This is a genomic window from Serratia sp. CY84636, assembly GCF_052166245.1.
Taxonomy (GTDB): Bacteria; Pseudomonadota; Gammaproteobacteria; order Enterobacterales; family Enterobacteriaceae; genus Serratia; species Serratia nevei.
On sequence record NZ_JBJNOX010000001.1, the window covers coordinates 504,163 to 521,308 of the forward strand.

The window sequence follows — 17,146 nt, forward strand, 5'->3', positions numbered from 1 at the left end:
AGAGGAGCAACGGATGTATCAGGATTTCGAGAGCGAATTGAACTGGGCGATGCGCCATATGCCGCGCACCCGGGCGGCGGTGGCGGCGTTGCCGGACCTGCACGGGGTGCGGCTGGCGTGCAATATGCACCTGGATCTGAAAATGGCGCCGCTGGTGGCCGGCCTGCTGGACAAGGGCGCGGCGATCTTTCTGACCACCTGCAATCCCACCACGGTGCAGAACGACGTGGTGGCCTGGCTCGAACGACGGGGCGCGCAGGCCTATGCCTGGCGTGACATGAGCGCCGGCGAGTGGTCGGAATCTTTCGACCGCGCGTTGGCCTGGCAGCCGACTCACCTGTGCGAAATGGGGGCGGACTTGACCACCCGTTTGCACCAATCGCCGAACGGCCCGCAGATCGTCGCCGGGCTGGAAGCCACCGGATCGGGCATCAATCGTTTGAACGGCGTGGCGCCGCGCTATCCGATCTTCAACTGGGACGATCTGCCGGTGAAAGAGGGGCTGCACAATCGGCATATGGTTGGGCTGACCGCCTGGCACACCTTCTTCCAGACCACCCATTTGACGCTGCACGAAAAGCGCGTGCTGGTGATCGGCTACGGCCTGGTCGGGCAGGGGACGGCGGCGGCGGCCAGGGCTTACGGCGGCCAGGTGATGGTGGCGGAAATCGATCCGGCGCGCGCGCTGCAGGCGCGTTATGACGGCTGGCAGGTGGTGGATTTGGCGAGCGCCGTCGCGCAGGCGGACGTGATCGCCACCGCGACCGGCGCGAAAAACGTGCTCTCGGCGCAGCATTTGCAGCAGGCGCAGGACGGCGTGTTTATCCTCAACGTCGGCCACGTGGCGGAAGAGATCGACGTCGGCTTCCTGCAAGGCCTGCCGCACCACGAGCCGATGCCTTATGTGAACGCTTACCAACTCAATGAAAAGACGGTCTATTTGCTGGCCAACGGTTCGATGTTCAACCTGACCGCCGGCTACGGCGACAGCCTCAACGCCTTCGACGTGACGCTGGCGGTGATGGCGGCCGGCATCGGCCATATCGTCGGCGCGGGGGCGCGGCAAACGCCGGGGTTGTACCTGCTGCCGCAGTCGGCCTGGCAGCCGGCGCTGTAACTTTTTCTATGCGGGCGTTCATCCCAGAGCGCCCGCGGGCTGCGTCGTTTTTCGGCCGACAGAATTTGTCACAAATCCGCCATACAATCCCAGTGCCAAGCGCTGAACCCTCACATATAATTCGCTGAGTTCAAGCCCCCATTTCAGAGTAATGCCTGTGAAAATACGTGTTTTGGTTCTGACCCTGCTCGCTTTGCAAGCGGGCGCAGGCTTTGCGCCGCGCGCGCTGGCCAGCGACAACGCCGCCGCTCTGCACGCCACCCAGCCGGAGCTGGCCTCCGGCAGCGCGATGGTCGTCGATATGCAAACCCATAAGGTGATGTACGCGCGCAACCCGGATGAAGTGGTGCCGATCGCCTCGATCACCAAGCTGATGACCGCCATGGTCACGCTGGACGCGCACCTGCCGCTCGACGAGATGCTGGCGGTGGATATCCACCAGACGCCGGAGATGAAAGGGGTGTATTCGCGGGTGCGGCTGAACAGCGAAATCAGCCGTAAGGATATGCTGCTGCTGGCGCTGATGTCGTCGGAAAACCGCGCCGCCGCCAGCCTGGCGCACCACTATCCGGGGGGCTACAACGCCTTCATCAAAGCGATGAACGCCAAGGCCAGGGCGCTGGGCATGACCAATACCCATTATGTGGAACCGACCGGGCTCTCTATCCATAACGTGTCGACGGCGCGCGATCTGACCAAGTTGCTGATCGCCACCAAGCAATACCCGTTGATTGGCCAGCTCAGCACCACCACCGAGCGCATGGCCAGCTTCAAAGATCCGAACTATACGCTGCCGTTCCGCAACACCAACCATCTGGTGTATAACCCGAAATGGAACATCCAGCTGACCAAAACCGGTTTCACCAACCAGGCGGGCCACTGCCTGGCGATGCGTACGGTGATCGGTAACCGCTCGGTGTCGCTGGTGGTGCTGGACGCCTTCGGCAAATATACCCACTTCGCCGACGCCAACCGGCTGCGCAGCTGGATTGAAACCGGCAAGGTGACGCCGATCCCGGCCGCCGCCCGCGACTATCGTCGGCAAAAAGACGCCAGTCTGGCGAAAAACGCCACCGAATGACCCGCCTGGCGGCCTGCTCGTTTGCAGCAGGCCGCTATCGGCCCTCGGGCCGCCTGATGACAAATCCCCGCTCGCGATCGCCGTCGAAACCCGCTTTGAGATAAAGCTGGTGCGCGCCGGTGCGTTGCTGCCCCGACAGCAGCATCACCTTGTAACAGCCCTTGCGCCAGGCCAGCTGCAGCGCGTATTCGATCATCGCGAGCGCCACGCCGTGGCCGCGATAGGGCTCTGCCGTCACCACGTGCTCGATGACGCCGAACGGCTGCGCCTGGTGCGCCAGCCCCGGGATCAGCGCCAGCATGCAGGTGGCGATCGGCTGTTCCTCGTCTGCCGCCACCACCAGACGGATCGCCGGATCGTCCAGCAGGCGTTGCAGGGTGCGGCGTGCGTCGTCGGTACGCAGCGGCGCATCCTGTGGGCGCAGCTCGCGATACAGAGCCAACAGGCCGTTGAGATCGTCCGGCTGCGCCAGGCGATGAATGATGCTCATGGTTGCTCCTTTCCGCCGCTTCAACGGTAATCCGCTATCCTCCATTAATACCACAACGATTGCCGGAGAGGATGTTATGAGTCAGGTTTCGACCTTTGTCATGTTCCAGGGGGAGGCGCAGCAGGCGATCGACCTCTACAGCCAGGTGTTTGCGCGTTTTCGGCTCATGCAGGTACAGCATTACGACCCGACGCCGGACGGCCGGCGATTGATCAAGCATGCCGCCATCGATTTCGACCGGCAGAACCTGGTGTTTATCGACAGCCCGATCAGCCATGATTTCAGCTTCACCCCGGCGGTGTCGCTGTTCATCAACCTGCCTAACGAAGAGGCGCTGGAGCAGGCTTTCCACCGCCTGGCGGAGGGCGGCAAGGTGCTGATGCCGCTCGACGACTACGGCTTCAGCGCCCGCTTCGGCTGGCTCAACGATCGCTTTGGGCTCTCCTGGCAGCTCAATGTCCCGGCGGGGGATTTGCCCTGAGGCTAAGGGGAGCGTGCAAAAGGCATGGCAGTTCCTGCTGTTGTTTCATATGCTTATCGCCGGGGCAGCGGCTCTGCCGTGGGGAATACCGACAACATCATGGAAAGGTGCGAATTGATTGATTTTGACCGTTATGTTGAGCAAGCGAAGTCTTACGGCGAGTGGCCGGGGGCACAGGTGGCCACGTCGTCCGGCAGCGTTGAGGGATTGAGCTACCGCCTGTATCGGCAAACTGCCGAGAGCGAAGACGTGATCGTGGTTTATCACGGCGGCGGGGTTAACAGCGCCGCCGGGTATGACATTCTTGCGCGCCAGCTGGCTGCCGAGCCAACGCTCGCGGTGTGCCTGGTCGATATTCGCGGGCATGGCGATTCCACGGGAGAGCGGGGGACGGTTGAGCGGCCTGAGCGTATTTGGCGCGATGTCGATGTCATCCTGGCGGAAATGCGCCTGCGTTTTCCGTTAGCGCGCAGGCACCTGCTTGGCCATTCCAGCGGCGCCGGGATGTTGCTCAACTACCTGACCCGCTATCCTTGTGAACAGCAGGCGGGCAGCCTGACCCTGCTGGCGCCCGAGCTGGGGCCATTTTCCGGGATGGCCCGCGATTTGCCGGTGGCGGCCCGTTTTGCCCAGGTGCGCCAATGGCCCTTTGTGGCCAATGCACTCAGCGGTGGACGGTGGTTTAGGCAGTCTCGGGCGGTCAGCCTGAATTTTCCCCCGGCCGTGCTGGCCGCTGCCCCCGATTTTGTCTGCCAATACAGCGTTAATATGGCTAACGCGTTGACGCCACGCACCCCGGCAAAGCAACTGGCGGCGCTGCGATTGCCGACCTTGCTGCTGGCGGCGGCGCAGGATGAGTTGTTCAGCGCGCAATCCTTGCAGCGTTTCGTCGAACAGCATGGCAGCGTGCATGTTGCCTTTGGCTTGCTTGAGGGCAGTACGCATTTATCGTGCGTCTTTGAGGCCCACGATCATGTTCTGCGCTACCTCTCGCGCGTATTCGCTGGCGCGTCTGATGAAGATGCATCCGCGTAGCTGTTTGTTTCTTAATCACTTCTTCTCCGCCATTAACTGGACGGAGGAGTGGTGATTAAGATCACGAAATTAGTTAATAAATCTTTATGAATTTGATTGCAAAGTGTTAACATCCTGCCGCTTTCATTAGGCTTGCTAATGATATTCTTATTGTCAAGGAATGCTCAGGATGGATTACCAAAACGTCTTTCAATTGACGGATCAGGAACGAAACGAGTTATTTTCGGCATTAGATAAAATTGCTTACGATCCCGCCGGCGGTGATGCGTATATTCACGCTATACGAACGGCGATGATTACCCATTTACCCCACAGATTAAGCGCCGCATTAAGCCAGCAAAAGGCGTCAATCAAACCGCGGCCTTACCTTATTTTAAAAAATGTGCCGGTGGATAAAGAAGTTTTCTTTTCCCCTTGTCCGAACCAATACACGCCTTCGGCCAAATCCGGGAATATCAGCGAAAACCTGTTGGTGGGTATTTCTTCGCTAATCGGTGAGCCCTATTCGATGTATTTCGAGGGGAAGGAGCTGATTAATAATCTGATCCCCAAACGCGAAGCCAAAAAAGAGTATACCGGTCTGGGGTTCGATGTTGAACTGGACTTCCATATTGAAAATGCGGCGCTGAAACACCTGGAACAGTTCAACGTCTCGCCGATGGGCCTGCTGCTGGCCGGCGTGCGCCGCGATCCGCACAGCCCGATGACGCGCATCTCCGATTCGCGTCTGGCGATCGCTCAGCTGAGCCGCGAGGACGTCGAAACGCTGGCCAGCCCGCTGTACAGCATCAAACTGCCTTACCGCTGGCGCCAATCCACGCAGGCCGGACGGGAAGAAACCGCGCTGGTGCCGCTGATTTCGCAAAATCACGTATTGCCGGATGTGAGCGCCGTCTTCTATCCCGGCATGATTGCGGCCAGCACGCCGCGAGCGGAAGCCGCGCTGGAGCGTTTCTACGGGCTGGTGAAAGAAAACGCCATCGGCATCGATATTTGCCCAGGCGATTTGGTGTATATCGATAACCGCTTTGCGCTGCATTCGCGCGATAAATTCACGCCTTCTTTCGATGAAAGAGATACGCCGTTGCGCTGGGTGCAACGCGTCTTCATTTCGGCAAGCTTGTGGAATCACCGCAATCTCAATCAGGTTGAAGAGCGCATTTTCTCGATTTAAGGTTATTATTCATGCTGAACGTTTTTCTTTCTATATTGCCGATTTTTTTGTTAATCGTGCTGGGCTATTTGTCAAAACTCTATGTTAAAGACGTCGCCGTATTTTGGGGCTTCTCAGACAAATTTGTTTATTACCTGTTTTTTCCGGCGCTGTTGATATTGGATATCAGTGAGGCGGATTTTAGCGGCGCGGACAGCTTTTATCCCGTTGTGGCGACCATTGTTTCCACGCTGGCCATCGCGTTGATTATTTTCGTTGGCAAACTGTTCTTCAATACGTCGGCCGATCTGTTTACCTCCATTTTTCAGGGCGGAGTCAGATATAACTCTTATGTATTCATCGCGCTGTCGCAATCGCTGTTCGGTAGCGAAGGGGTGGCACTGTCCGGTTTCTTCGTGGCATACATGATCATTCTGACCAACATCATGAGCGTGTTGGTGATGAACCACTACGGCACCGGCAGCAAGAAAAGCCTGAGCGGCGCGCTGCTGGCGCTGACGAAAAACCCGCTGATCATCGGCGCGTTGTTCGGGGTGCTGATGAACCTGTGCAACCTGCACATTACCGGCGCGCTTAAACAGCTGTTCGTTTATCTCTCCAACGCCGCCACGCCGCTGAGCCTGATGTCGGTCGGCGCAGGGTTGATCGTCAGCATGCATATCCGCAAGCTGGTTTCCATCTCTTATGCGACCGTGCTGAAGTTGGTGGCCATGCCGCTGATTACCATTGCGCTGGTGCACTATTTCGGTGCTACCGGCGTGCCGGCCAGCATCGCCATTCTCTACTCCGCCGTGCCTTGCGCCGGCAACGCCTATATTCTGGCGCGGCAAATGGGGGGCGATCATGAAGCGATGGCCTCCATCATCACCTGGACGACGCTGCTGTCGGTTATCACCGTGACGTTCATCCTGGGCAGCGTAGCGCTCTAACGCCGGCGCCGGGCGGCATTCGCCCGCCCGGCGTTTTCCGCGATCCTCCCATATCCTTTCATGACGTTTTACCGCTATGCTAAAAATAGAATGGCCCGTGAATATGAAAAGGATGAATCATTTTGGCAGGAAGTAGCTTACTTACCCTCATCGACGACATCGCCTCGTTGTTGGACGACGTCTCGTTAATGAGCAAAATGGCGGCAAAAAAAACCGCCGGGGTGTTGGGGGACGATCTGGCGCTCAACGCGCAGCAGGTCACCGGCGTTAAAGCCGATCGCGAACTGCCGGTGGTGTGGAGCGTCGCCAAAGGTTCGTTGATCAACAAGGCGATCCTGGTGCCGCTGGCGCTGCTGATCAGCGCTTTTGCACCCTGGGCGATTACGCCGCTGCTGATGGTGGGCGGCGCCTACCTGTGCTACGAAGGATTCGAAAAGGTGTTTCACAGCCTGAGCCACGGCAAGGCGGCGCAGGAGGAAAAATCGGACGGGCCCGGCGCCAATGAGGACGCTGCGGCCTATGAGAAGCGCAAGGTGAAAGGCGCAATACGCACCGATTTCGTGCTCTCTGCCGAGATTATCGCCATCACGCTGGGCACCGTTGCCGGCGCCACCTTCAGCCAGCAGGTAATCGTTTTGTGCGGCATCGCCGTCGTGATGACGCTCGGCGTGTATGGCATCGTCGCCGGCATCGTCAGGCTGGACGATCTGGGGCTGTATCTGAGCCGCAAAAGCAGCGCGTTAGCGCGCTCCCTCGGCGGCGGCATCGTGCGTGCCGCGCCTTATTTGATGAAAACGCTGTCGATCGTCGGCACGGTCGCCATGTTTATGGTCGGCGGTGGCATCCTGACCCACGGTCTGCCGCCGGTGCATCACCTTTTCGAAGACTGGGCCTCGTACACCACGGTGGTACCGACGTTTGGCCATATCTTGCAGGGGGTGGTTCCGGCTCTGCTGAACGTGGCGTTCGGGCTGGTGGCCGGCGGCGTGGTGCTGGCGGTGATGTCGGCGCTGGGCGCGGTACGCGCGCGTTTCAAGGCATGATGAAAAGTCTCGCCCCGAGAGGGGCGGGACGGTGCAGACGCTTTAAAAAATCAGTTTGAAAACGCCGGTAATCGTCAATAAACCCACGATGAAAATGATGGCGACAATCCACAGAATAATTTTCATTCACTTCTCCCTTATCGGTTAAATGGCGTGCGCGATTGGCGCTAACTCAATGAAATCACTCTTCACTATAGACGCTAACTCTCTATCGTGCGTCGCCATGCATTCAGGGGTGCCGATTGTCGCCCGCGCTCAGCGCGCGCTGCATGATGTGGGTGTCGCGCCATTCCCCCAGTTTGAACCCCACGGCCTTTAACGTTCCGACGCTGGTAAAGCCGAGCGACTGGTGCAGCGCCAGCGAACCGCGGTTGGCGGCGGAATCGCCGACGATCGCCAGCATCTGGCGCCAGGGGCCTTGCTCGCAGCGGGCGATCAGCGCGCTCAGCAGCGCCTTGCCGACGCCTTTGCCCTGTTGCCCCTCGGCGATATACACCGAGTCTTCCACGGTAAAGCGATAGGCCGGCCTGGGGCGATACGGCGTGGCATAGCAGTAGCCCACAATACGGCCTTCGCTCTTCGCCACCAGCCAGGGCAGCCCGGCTTCTTGCACCTTGCTCAGCCGCAGCTGCATTTCCGTCAGGGTCGGCGGCTGTTCTTCAAACGAGGCGGCACCGTACAGCACGTGGTGGGTGTAAATGCGCAGCACGGCGGCCATATCGTCCGGCGTGGCATCGAGGAGGCTGAGTACGGGAGCGGAGAGCGTCATGGTAATGCCTGTTTACCTTGGAAATCAGCGGATAAACGCCATTATGCGCGCCGCTCACCGCCGGGGTAAATCGGGTTTTCTTATGTTGAGATAAGAAAACCCTATGGGGTTGTCAGCCGCACAATGCAGCGCTCTGTGCCAACTGCGGGTCCAACATGGCGATCTGCTGCTCAATCACCGCCGGAAGCACCGGCCCTGAACGCGCCAGAATTGCCCCGACTTCCGCCAGTGAAACGCCCATCCGGCGCGCCAGTTCGCCGACTTTCAATAACATATGCAGCTCCTCCCTTGTGCGTGCCGGGATACTAAAGCCTGACGCCACATAAGGGACAAGAGCGGGAAGAAAAGATGACGTTTTAAAAATCGGTGGTCTCCAGAGAGGCAAAAGCCCAGCTGGATGGCTGGGCTTCGCAGGTCCCTGAAAGGGAGGGTATAGCATAAGGGCCTTTATCGGCTACGGCGACAATTTCACCTGATTTGTCTGTTTTGTCAACAACAGCGTACTGGTCAGAACAGCATATTTTTGGCATTGATCGACTTAATGACGGCGCGTTGTATGTCAGCAACAAGCTCGCGCGACAGACATTGGGTAAGAAAGCCTCTCTCTTTACGGGCTCTGTTCAGCCGTTGGCGGCTGACTTGCTGCACCAGATCGCCCTTTGCCCAGCGCGTTTGCGGATGAAAGAATCTCATATCTTCGATGAGTTCACGCGTAATTTCGATGTGCAATCCCCGTTCGATCTTGTTCGAATCTCTGGTGGTCGACAGCGGTACGATAATGCAGGCGTTGCCGTTAATTTTGCCGTTTAACACAACAACTAAACGGTTCTTCACCATTTCTGGTGGAATGTGGCCATCATAAAAGCCGGCTTCATACGGTTGGCAGACTGAGAGGGGATAGTTGCCATAGTTGCACTCAAGAATTTCCCCGACCTTGGGGGCAAATTTGATCGGCATCGAGACACTCCTTTGTTGTGAACAATCCGTGTTATGGAGGAGTGAGCATGCGGGCGTTTTGCTTTTAGAGAAAGGTGTGGCGTAAGGAAACGGGGAATGAAAGTGAAATATTGCGGATTCGTACGCAGAATCCGCCTTGATGATGGTCGAATTTACCAGCCTTTCACCGCGCCGCCGTTGAAGATTTTCTCGGCGGCCTTGGCCACTTCGTCTGACTCGTAGGCCTTGATGAAGTTCTGCACGTTCGGCGCGTCCTTGTTGTCTTCGCGGGTGACGATGATGTTGGTGTACGGCGAGTCCTTATCCTCGATGAAGATGCCGTCTTTGGTCGGCGTCAGACCGGTCTGGTTGATGTAGGTGGTGCTGATGACGGCAACGGTGACCTTTGGATCGTCCAGCACGTGCGGCAGCTGCGCGCCTTCCAGCTCCATAATTTGGTAATGGTGCGGGTTGGCGCTGATGTCCAGGGCGGTGGGCAACAATCCCTTGCCTTGTTTCAGCGTAATCAACCCGGTTTTTTCCAGCAGCAGCAGGGCGCGCCCCAGGTTGGTCGGATCAAGCGGGATGGCGATCACCGCGCCGTCCGGCAGCTCTTTGAGCGATTTTATCTTTTTGGAGTAGCCGGCCATCGGGAAGACAAAGGTATTGCCGACTGCCACCAGCTTATAGCCGTGATCTTTGTTTTGCTGTTCGAGGAACGGGCGGTGCTGGAACACGTTGGCGTCCAGTTCGCCCTTGTCGGTAGCGTCGTTCGGCAGCAGTGAACCGCTAAAGCCGACCAGCTCGACGTCCAGCCCGTATTTCTCTTTCGCCACCTGTCTGGCGACTTCCGCCACGTCCTGTTCCGCGCCGTTGATGACGCCGACCTTGATATGATCCCGATCGGTTTTTTGATCGCAGCCCTGAAGCGCCAATACGGCGGCGAAGGCCGCCGCCAGAGGGGTGATACGCCAGCGTAAGGTCATCGAAGTCTCCCTGAAAAGAACAATAAAATCAGTTGTTTTTTGTCCTTACAGCTAAGCCTGAACCGCCGATGAAGTCAAACGCTCGTTCAGCATAAACGGCTATAGCTTATAGCCGTTATGCGGCGAGGGATTATCGGCTGAGCGAACGCAGCACCACGATGCCCGGCGTAGCCATCACGTAATCCATAAAGGGCGAATCGACCACCCGCATGTTGGCCTTGCGCGAAGAGGCGTTGCGCAGCACCGGGCCGCTGTCGGTCATCACGAAGATGCCGGTGTGGGTCACGTCCAGCCCGTCCAGGTTGGTGTAAATACCGATGTAATCGCCGGTGCGCAGCTGGGCCAGCACCTTGTCGTCGACGTTGTCGCTGGGGATATAGGTCACGCTGCGTTGTACGTTGGGCAAACCGGGCAGGTAGCTGCTGCCGTCCGCCTTGCGGTTGAGGGTTTTCACGAGGGTGACGGCGTGCGGGCTGAGCTGCGCGGTGATGTCTTCGGCCACCTGGTGCGGCCGCTGTGCCCAGTCGGTGAAGAAGTGTTTGCGCTGCGGGAAGGCGATTTTGCCGTCGACGTAGCGAATGTCTACCAGACGCTGTACGAACTCGCCCTCGCTGCGGGCGGTGCTGAGCGCTTCCACATAATCGATGTAGGTGAAGCAATCCAGCCCGCGGAAGTCGATCACCAACTGCTCGGGCGTGCTCTGCGAACCGATCAGACGGTTGGCGAGATAGGGCGTGCCGAGAAACTCGCGCGAAATCAAATCTACGGTGCGGCCATGCGGCTGTGCGGCGGGCCAACCGGCGCGCAGCGTGAAGATCTCACGCAGCTTGCTGCGGGTGCTGGCGTCCATCTCCGGCTGCACGCCCGGCGGCGAAACGGTGACGTCGGTCGGCGGCGTTGCGGGGGTGACGGCGGCGGGGCGATCGGCGCATCCGCTCATGGCGATAGCTAACATCAGTAAAACAACCTTGTTCTGGTTCATACGGCCCTCCCTGGGTGTCGCTGGTTTATCAGAGTAAGTGATAACAGTTCTCATCCGATGGTAGGGGTTAAAAAGTAAACATAGCCTCAATGGCGGCCGATAAATCAGTAACCGATTTCGCTATTGAACGGCAAATACCAGAACAGCGCGATTTCGTGATCGGCGATCTCCGGCTCGGCGCGGTACAGCAAACGGTCGATGCCGCCGAGAATAAACCCGTAATGCTGGTAGCAGCGACAGGCGGCCAGATTGTTGTTCTGCGTTTCGAGCATCATACCCGAGGTTTCCTGCTGCCGCGCCCACTGTTTGGCGCAGTCCAGCAGTGCCCCGGCGATGCCCTGACGGCGCGCGTGAGCGCTGACCGCGATCTCGTCGATCAAGGTGTAACCGTTCCAGTTTTTGCTCAGCGTGATGTGGCCAACGGCTTCGTCCTGGCGATACGCCAGGAAGGTCACGCTGTCTTCGTTGGCGAACGGCGCCAGGGGATACTGTTTACGAAATGGCGCCACCGGCCGGGTTGGCCAGCTGTCGACCGGGCTGTCGAACTGCGGCAGGGCGTAACTGCGGATGGTAAAGCCGAAATCGCCGCACGTCAGGTAATCATCGGGCAGCGCCTCAATGGCCGCGATGCGGATGGCCGGGGTCATTATGGCAGCTCCCGCAGCAGGCGCGCCGGGTTGCCGGCATAAATTCCCTTGCGGGTAATGTCGCGGGTCACGACCGCCCCGGCGCCGATCACCGCGTCGCTGCAGATCTCCACCGCCAGGATCGTGGCGCCGGAGCCGATGGACACCCGATCGCCGACGCGCGTGCGCCCCCAGCTGGCCGGATCGGCATTGGGCGCGCCGTCTTTGAACAGATCGTTGGCGAAGGTGACGCCGTGGCCGACAAAGCACGCTTCGCCGAGGGTGACGTATTCGCAGATAAAGCTGTGCGACTGAATTTTACTGCGCGCGCCGATGCTGACGTGGCGCTGGATCTCCACGAACGGGCCGACGAAGACATCGTCGCCGAGCCGGCAGCCGTACAGATTGCTGGGCTCGACTACGGTGACGTTGCGCCCGGCGTCGACGTCGACGATCCCCGCCTGGCGGGTGGTGATAACGGATGACATGACCTTCCTCGCAGCCTGGTTTTTATGGTGGGAGTATAAGACAAAGCGTTGCGGCGTTGCGCTTTCCGCACGTTTTTTCGCCGAAAGACTATAATTAGTACAGGGGAGAGAGCCCCGTGGCCGCAATCCTCGCACGGGTAGCTGTCCGTCGGAGGTGTGAAATTCGTTCGCCGATCGCGGCCTACGGCGAGATAGGAGGTGTCTCATGGTCAGTCATGTTTGGGGACTTCTGGCGCATCCCAGCGCCGAGTTCGAACAGATCAAAAGCGAGAATGAAAGCGTCTCGCACCTATACACCCATCACGTGTTGCTCTTGGCAGCAATCCCGGTGGTCTGCGCCTTTATCGGCACCACCCAGTTGGGCTGGCTCTCCGGCGAGGGACATGCCATCAGGCTCGACATGTTTACCGCGCTTTATACCGCCGTGGCGTTTTACCTGCTGATGCTGGCGGGCGTAGCGGCCATGGGGAAAGTCATTCACTGGATGGCGCGGCGCTATGAATCGCGCCCCAGCCTGCACCGCTGCATGGTGTTCGCCGGCTACGTGGCGACCCCGATGTTCCTCAGCGGGATTGTGGCGCTCTATCCGGTCGTCTGGCTGTGTCTGTTTGTCGGCATTATCGGCCTGTGCTATTCGGGCTATCTGCTGAATCTGGGGATCCCGCACTTCCTGAATATCGACAGTAAGGAAGGGTTCATCTTCTCCAGCTCGACCTTCGCTATCGGTATCCTGTTGCTCGAGCTGTTGCTTGGGGTGACGGTGCTGCTGTGGGGGTACGGTTCCTGGTTGTTCTGAGTTAACGGCTGTTGTTATCGCCCCCGCGCCGGTGGAACGGCGCGGGGGCTTTTGCTTTTATACGCGGCGGAAAACCAGCATCACACCGAGCACGATGCCCGCCATGCCCAGCAGGCTCAGCGCCGCCAGCGCGTGGCCGAGCAACAGGTAGTCCAGCAGGGCGGTCACCGCCGGGATCAGATAGAACAGGCTGGTGACCTGCACCAGGTTGCCGCGCTGGATCAGGCGATACAGCAAGAAGGTCGCCAGCACCGAGATCACCACCGCCATCCACAGCAGCGGCAGCACGAACGCCGACCGCCATTCGACCCGCAGCGGCTCAAACGGCAGCGCCAGCGTACACATCAGCAACCCGACGGCATACTGCAGCGGCAAGACCGCCAGCGGCGGCTGCGTCATGCCTTTTTGCAGCAGGGTGCCGGCGGTCATGCAGCCCAGCGCGATAAAGGCGAACAGTATGCCGCTCAGCGAGAAGTGGGCCACCATCAGGCTTTGGTACACCACCAGCGTCAGCCCGACCATTGCCAGCGCCAGGCCGAGCGCCCGCAGCCCGGTGCAGCGCCGTTCGGTGATGAACTGGGTGAGGATCGGCTGTACGCCGAGCAACGTCGCCAGCACGCCGGGCGTAATACCCTGTTCCAGCGCCAGCAGATAGCAGATTTGATAGCTGCCGATCATCAACACGCCAATCAGCGCGACGCGCCGGCGGGTGCCGGGAGCGGGCAGGCACTGGCGCTGCCACAGGCCGATGGCCAACAGCACCGCCAGCGCGATGGCGCAGCGGAAGAACAGGAAAGCGAAGGCGGAGGCGTGCTCCAACCCCCAACGGGAGAAGATCGCGCCGCTGCTCCAAAGCAGGACGAACAGCGTAGCCAGGCCGGCATTGGCCCAGAGAGAAGGTAATCGCATGTTAATTTCACCTGTCGTGAAAATTACAGGCTCCGGCGCGCGCGGCGGTCTACGCCTGAACGCAACAGATCAATAAGCCGGAGGTAAAAAGTCGGTTTGGCTTAGCGCACAACCACAATGCGTGGCGGGTAAGCGGCAACCGCTGAAACGACAGAGGAAACGGCGGGTGGAGCGGAGGAAGCACACAGCAAAACGACGGCCGGAACGGTCGCGTCTGTCGGATCTGTGCTGTGCGCCAGGTAGGTCATGTGAGTTCCTGAAAATTGGGAATGAAACTAATCGCTTCAAACATAACCAAGTTCGCCGGGATGCGCAATCGGAAATCACCATGATTTAATTGATAATGAAAATCATTATCATCAATAAAAGGCTGTGCTATGTTGCTTGAGGCGCGCAGTGTTGACGCAGGGGGCGCGGCTTTTGTTGCCTGCCTAGGTTCACGCAGCGTGTGCGGCAAAAGACGTTGCGATTCGCTTTTGCAGAAGGCGGGCAATCGTGATAAAAATATTGATATGTTATAATATAACAATTAATGCATGATGAATCCAGTTCACGACATCCTCCACGTTGATGGAGTTAGCCTGACCGGCCACGGCGGGGCATTGATACTCGACAACATCCATTTCGCGCTGCGCGCCGGTGAGAAGCTGGCGGTGATCGGCCCTAACGGCAGCGGCAAGTCCAGCCTGTTGCGTGCCCTGATCGGCGAAACGCGGCCGGACAGCGGCGGCATTTACTGGCGAGGGCGGGCCTTGTCCGAGTGGCCGGCGACGGAACGCGCCAGAAGCATCGCCTTTCTGGCACAAAACGATTCGCCGGATTTGCGGCTGTCGGTTGAGGACTACGTGGCGTTGGGCCGTTTACCGCATGGCGAACGCTCTGCGGCGGGAAAACGCATCGTTGACGAGGCCATCGGGGAAACCGGGCTGGCGCCGCTCAGGCACCGCCCGTTGGGGCGGCTCTCGGGCGGCCAGCGCCAGCGCGCTGCGCTGGCTCGGGCGTTGGCGCAGTCTCCCGATCTGTTGTTGCTGGATGAACCGACCAATCACCTCGATCCGCCCGGGCGCTCGGCGCTGCTGTCGTTAGTGAAAAATAAAGAGATTGCCGTGATTGCGGTGCTGCACGATTTGCCCGTGGCAGAGGCGTTTGCCGATCGGATCCTGGTGCTGAACGAAAGCCGCCAGGTAGCCTGTGGTACGCCCGAGGCGGTGTTGCAAACTCCGGTGATTTTGCCGGTGTTCGGCATGAACAGTTTCAAGGTGGCGCATCCCGTCAGCGGGAAAACGCTGCGCATTTTTGACGTTCCCCATTGCGCTTGATAAACCAGAGAGAAACATGAACGCACGCGTATTCATCCTGCTTCTGCTGCTGGCCGCCAGGTCGGCGGCGGCCGAACATTTTCCCGTCACCGTAGAAAGCTGCGGTGTGCCGGTCACCTTCAACCAGGCGCCGCAGCGCGCCGTCATCAACGACATCAACATGGCCGAGATGGCCTTTGCACTGCATCTGCAGGATCGCATTGTCGGGCTGACCGGCATCACCGGCTGGTACAAACTGACGCCCGACTTCAAGGCCGCGATGGGTGCCATTCCCGAACTGGCGCCGAAATATCCCGCTTTGGAAACGCTGCTGGCGGCACAGCCGGATTTCTTTTTCGCCGGCTGGAATTACGGCATGAAGATCGGCGGCGACGTCACGCCGGAGAAGCTCGCCCCGTTCGGCATCAAAACGCTGGTGCTGAGCGAGAGCTGCGTACAGGCCGGCGGGCGGCCGCAGAAGGCCGATATGAATCTGCTGTATGACGATGAGCTGAAGCTCGGCAAGATTTTCGGCAAGCGGCAAGAGGCCACCGCGCTGGTTGAGGGCTGGAAGCGCCGGTTGGCTGCGCTGCCCGCCAGGCCGGCGGGCCAGGCGCCGCTCAAGGTATTCATCTATGACTCGGGGGAGGAGAAGCCTTTCACCAGCGGCAAATACGCGATGCCGACGGCGATCATCGAAGCGGCGGGCGGCCGCAACGTGATGGACGGCTTGCCGGCGAGTTGGACGACGGCGTCCTGGGAGGCGGTAGCGGCGGCCGAGCCTGACTTCATTATTCTGCTGGATTACCAGACCGGATCGGGTGCCGATGCGCTGCGGCGCTTCCTCGAGTCCCACCCGTTGATGAAATTAACGCCTGCCGTACGGCACCATCGCTATCTGAAACTGCAGTATGCGGAGCTGACGCCGGGACCGGCCAACATCGGCGCAGTGGAAAAGCTGGCGCGGGCGCTGTACGCGCCGGAGGCTGAATGAACTCGCCGACCCGGCGGTTTATGCTGCTCGCGCCGTTGGCGCTGTCGGTATTGTGCGGGTTAATGATCTGGAGCCTGCAGCTGGGCAGCGTCGCGCTGTCATGGTGGCAGACGATGGCGGCATTGGGGCTTTCATCGGCGCCCCTCTCCGGCATGCTGGACACTATCGTCGTGCAACTGCGGGTGCCCAGAGCCTTGCTGGCGGCCTTGACCGGCGCCGGGCTGGCGATGACCGGCGCGCTGCTGCAGACCACCACCCGCAATGAGCTGGCCGATCCTTTTTTGTTTGGGCTCTCCTCCGGCGCCTCCGCCGGCGCGGTGCTGGTCATCACGCGCTTCGGCGATGCGCTGGGCGCGCTGACGTTGCCGCTGTCCGCCTTCGCCGGCGGCGTTTTGTCCGCCTTGGCGGTGATGATCCTGTTTCGCGTCGGCCGGGTCAGGCGCGCCGAGCAGCTGATCGTCTGCGGCCTGGCGGTCTCGTTTTTGTTCAGCGCGCTCACTAGCTACCTGGTGTTTTCCGGCGATCAGCGGGCGGCCGGTTCGGTGTTGTTCTGGTCGCTCGGCGGGCTGGGGCTGGCGCGTTGGGATAATCTGTTCATTCCGCTGGCGAGTTTCGTGCTGCTGGCCGGGTTTACGGCGCTGCGTTGGCGGGCGCTGGACGCGCTGCTGGCGGGCGAGCAAACCGCCCATTCGATGGGGGTCAACGTGGCGCGCCTGCGCACCGAGACCTTTCTGTGCTGCGCACTGTCCACGGCGTTTCTCGTTTCGCTGACGGGCGTGATCGGCTTTGTCGGGCTGATGGTGCCCTACCTGGCTCGGCGCCTGGTGGGCGTGCGCCACCGTTTGGCCGTGCCGATGTGCGGCCTGCTGGGGGCGACGCTGCTGACCGGCGGCGACATGCTCAGCCGCAGTCTGATCCCCCATCAGGAGCTGCCTATCGGCATCATTACGGCCGGGCTGGGGGGCGCGTTCATCGTGTCCTTGCTGCTGCGTGCGGAACGATGAACGCCACC

General features: G+C 59.8%; 20 protein-coding genes and 1 pseudogene. 11 read left to right on the forward strand and 10 right to left on the reverse strand.

Going from position 1 to position 17,146, the window contains the following annotated elements:
- Positions 1-13 precede the first annotated feature (13 nt).
- Entirely contained in the window at positions 14-1,117 is a 1,104-nt protein-coding gene (locus ACJ8QI_RS02545; RefSeq protein ID WP_100396143.1) for an adenosylhomocysteinase, read from the forward strand.
- A 151-nt stretch (positions 1,118-1,268) separates the two neighbouring features.
- Positions 1,269-2,198, forward strand: coding sequence for a D-alanyl-D-alanine endopeptidase (gene pbpG / locus ACJ8QI_RS02550; protein WP_149572059.1), 930 nt, complete (start codon positions 1,269-1,271; stop codon positions 2,196-2,198).
- A gap of 34 nt (positions 2,199-2,232) precedes the next feature.
- Here the strand turns inward: pbpG and ACJ8QI_RS02555 are convergent, their stop codons facing one another.
- Positions 2,233-2,688, reverse strand: coding sequence for a GNAT family N-acetyltransferase (locus tag ACJ8QI_RS02555; protein ID WP_033637538.1), 456 nt, complete (start codon positions 2,686-2,688; stop codon positions 2,233-2,235).
- A 76-nt stretch (positions 2,689-2,764) separates the two neighbouring features.
- Between ACJ8QI_RS02555 and ACJ8QI_RS02560 the strand changes: the two genes are divergently transcribed.
- The 5 genes from ACJ8QI_RS02560 (at position 2,765) to ACJ8QI_RS02580 (ending at position 7,350) form a co-directional block, all read left to right on the forward strand.
- Positions 2,765-3,169 (forward strand): VOC family protein, encoded by a 405-nt coding sequence (locus ACJ8QI_RS02560; RefSeq protein ID WP_047728359.1) that lies wholly within the window; start codon positions 2,765-2,767, stop codon positions 3,167-3,169.
- A 24-nt stretch (positions 3,170-3,193) separates the two neighbouring features.
- Complete coding sequence (locus ACJ8QI_RS02565) at positions 3,194-4,204, forward strand: alpha/beta fold hydrolase (RefSeq protein WP_442532026.1); 1,011 nt, start codon at positions 3,194-3,196, stop codon at positions 4,202-4,204.
- 388 nt (positions 4,205-4,592) lie between these two features.
- Positions 4,593-5,378, forward strand: coding sequence for a TauD/TfdA family dioxygenase (locus tag ACJ8QI_RS02570; protein ID WP_204275824.1), 786 nt, complete (start codon positions 4,593-4,595; stop codon positions 5,376-5,378).
- An 11-nt stretch (positions 5,379-5,389) separates the two neighbouring features.
- Positions 5,390-6,307 (forward strand): AEC family transporter, encoded by a 918-nt coding sequence (locus ACJ8QI_RS02575; protein WP_025301959.1) that lies wholly within the window; start codon positions 5,390-5,392, stop codon positions 6,305-6,307.
- Between the two features lie 122 nt (positions 6,308-6,429).
- Entirely contained in the window at positions 6,430-7,350 is a 921-nt protein-coding gene (locus ACJ8QI_RS02580) for a DUF808 domain-containing protein (protein WP_084826634.1), read from the forward strand.
- A 42-nt stretch (positions 7,351-7,392) separates the two neighbouring features.
- On the opposite strand, the gene ACJ8QI_RS02585 is transcribed toward ACJ8QI_RS02580, so the two are convergent.
- The 8 genes and pseudogenes from ACJ8QI_RS02585 to ACJ8QI_RS02620 form a co-directional block, all read right to left on the reverse strand.
- The gene (locus ACJ8QI_RS02585; RefSeq protein WP_020825765.1) at positions 7,393-7,476 is read right to left on the reverse strand and encodes a membrane protein; all 84 of its coding nucleotides are present in this window, start codon (positions 7,474-7,476) and stop codon (positions 7,393-7,395) included.
- Positions 7,477-7,579: 103 nt separating this feature from the next.
- Complete coding sequence (locus ACJ8QI_RS02590; protein ID WP_442532027.1) at positions 7,580-8,119, reverse strand: GNAT family N-acetyltransferase; 540 nt, start codon at positions 8,117-8,119, stop codon at positions 7,580-7,582.
- Between the two features lie 121 nt (positions 8,120-8,240).
- Positions 8,241-8,366 (reverse strand): annotated as a pseudogene (locus tag ACJ8QI_RS02595) (MerR family transcriptional regulator); the annotation flags it as partial.
- A 260-nt stretch (positions 8,367-8,626) separates the two neighbouring features.
- Complete coding sequence (locus ACJ8QI_RS02600; protein WP_060440468.1) at positions 8,627-9,076, reverse strand: type II toxin-antitoxin system PemK/MazF family toxin; 450 nt, start codon at positions 9,074-9,076, stop codon at positions 8,627-8,629.
- A 152-nt stretch (positions 9,077-9,228) separates the two neighbouring features.
- Positions 9,229-10,041, reverse strand: coding sequence for a MetQ/NlpA family lipoprotein (locus ACJ8QI_RS02605; RefSeq protein ID WP_049201095.1), 813 nt, complete (start codon positions 10,039-10,041; stop codon positions 9,229-9,231).
- Between the two features lie 130 nt (positions 10,042-10,171).
- On the reverse strand, positions 10,172-11,023 hold the full coding sequence (locus tag ACJ8QI_RS02610) for a DUF1460 domain-containing protein (RefSeq protein ID WP_180548249.1): 852 nt from the start codon (positions 11,021-11,023) through the stop codon (positions 10,172-10,174).
- Positions 11,024-11,127: 104 nt separating this feature from the next.
- Positions 11,128-11,670, reverse strand: a complete 543-nt coding sequence (locus ACJ8QI_RS02615; RefSeq protein ID WP_060421005.1) for a GNAT family N-acetyltransferase — start codon at positions 11,668-11,670, stop codon at positions 11,128-11,130.
- Positions 11,670-12,137: an acyltransferase gene (locus ACJ8QI_RS02620; RefSeq protein WP_060421008.1), complete on the reverse strand. Its 468-nt coding sequence runs from the start codon at positions 12,135-12,137 to the stop codon at positions 11,670-11,672. Before ACJ8QI_RS02620 ends, ACJ8QI_RS02615 begins: the two co-directional genes overlap by 1 nt.
- A gap of 205 nt (positions 12,138-12,342) precedes the next feature.
- Between ACJ8QI_RS02620 and ACJ8QI_RS02625 the strand changes: the two genes are divergently transcribed.
- Positions 12,343-12,933 carry a Yip1 family protein gene (locus tag ACJ8QI_RS02625; RefSeq protein ID WP_004939641.1) on the forward strand — a complete coding sequence of 197 codons (591 nt, stop codon included), beginning with the start codon at positions 12,343-12,345 and terminating at the stop codon, positions 12,931-12,933.
- A gap of 57 nt (positions 12,934-12,990) precedes the next feature.
- Here ACJ8QI_RS02625 and ACJ8QI_RS02630 read toward each other — a convergent pair whose 3' ends face one another.
- The gene (locus ACJ8QI_RS02630) at positions 12,991-13,842 is read right to left on the reverse strand and encodes a DMT family transporter (RefSeq protein WP_442532028.1); all 852 of its coding nucleotides are present in this window, start codon (positions 13,840-13,842) and stop codon (positions 12,991-12,993) included.
- 602 nt (positions 13,843-14,444) lie between these two features.
- Between ACJ8QI_RS02630 and ACJ8QI_RS02635 the strand changes: the two genes are divergently transcribed.
- The 3 genes from ACJ8QI_RS02635 to ACJ8QI_RS02645 are packed head-to-tail and all read left to right on the forward strand — an operon-like array spanning position 14,445 to position 17,138.
- On the forward strand, positions 14,445-15,161 hold the full coding sequence (locus tag ACJ8QI_RS02635; RefSeq protein WP_442532127.1) for an ABC transporter ATP-binding protein: 717 nt from the start codon (positions 14,445-14,447) through the stop codon (positions 15,159-15,161).
- A gap of 16 nt (positions 15,162-15,177) precedes the next feature.
- Complete coding sequence (locus ACJ8QI_RS02640) at positions 15,178-16,134, forward strand: ABC transporter substrate-binding protein (RefSeq protein WP_149572062.1); 957 nt, start codon at positions 15,178-15,180, stop codon at positions 16,132-16,134.
- Positions 16,131-17,138: a FecCD family ABC transporter permease gene (locus ACJ8QI_RS02645; RefSeq protein WP_442532029.1), complete on the forward strand. Its 1,008-nt coding sequence runs from the start codon at positions 16,131-16,133 to the stop codon at positions 17,136-17,138. Before ACJ8QI_RS02640 ends, ACJ8QI_RS02645 begins: the two co-directional genes overlap by 4 nt.
- The last annotated feature ends 8 nt before the right edge of the window (positions 17,139-17,146 follow it).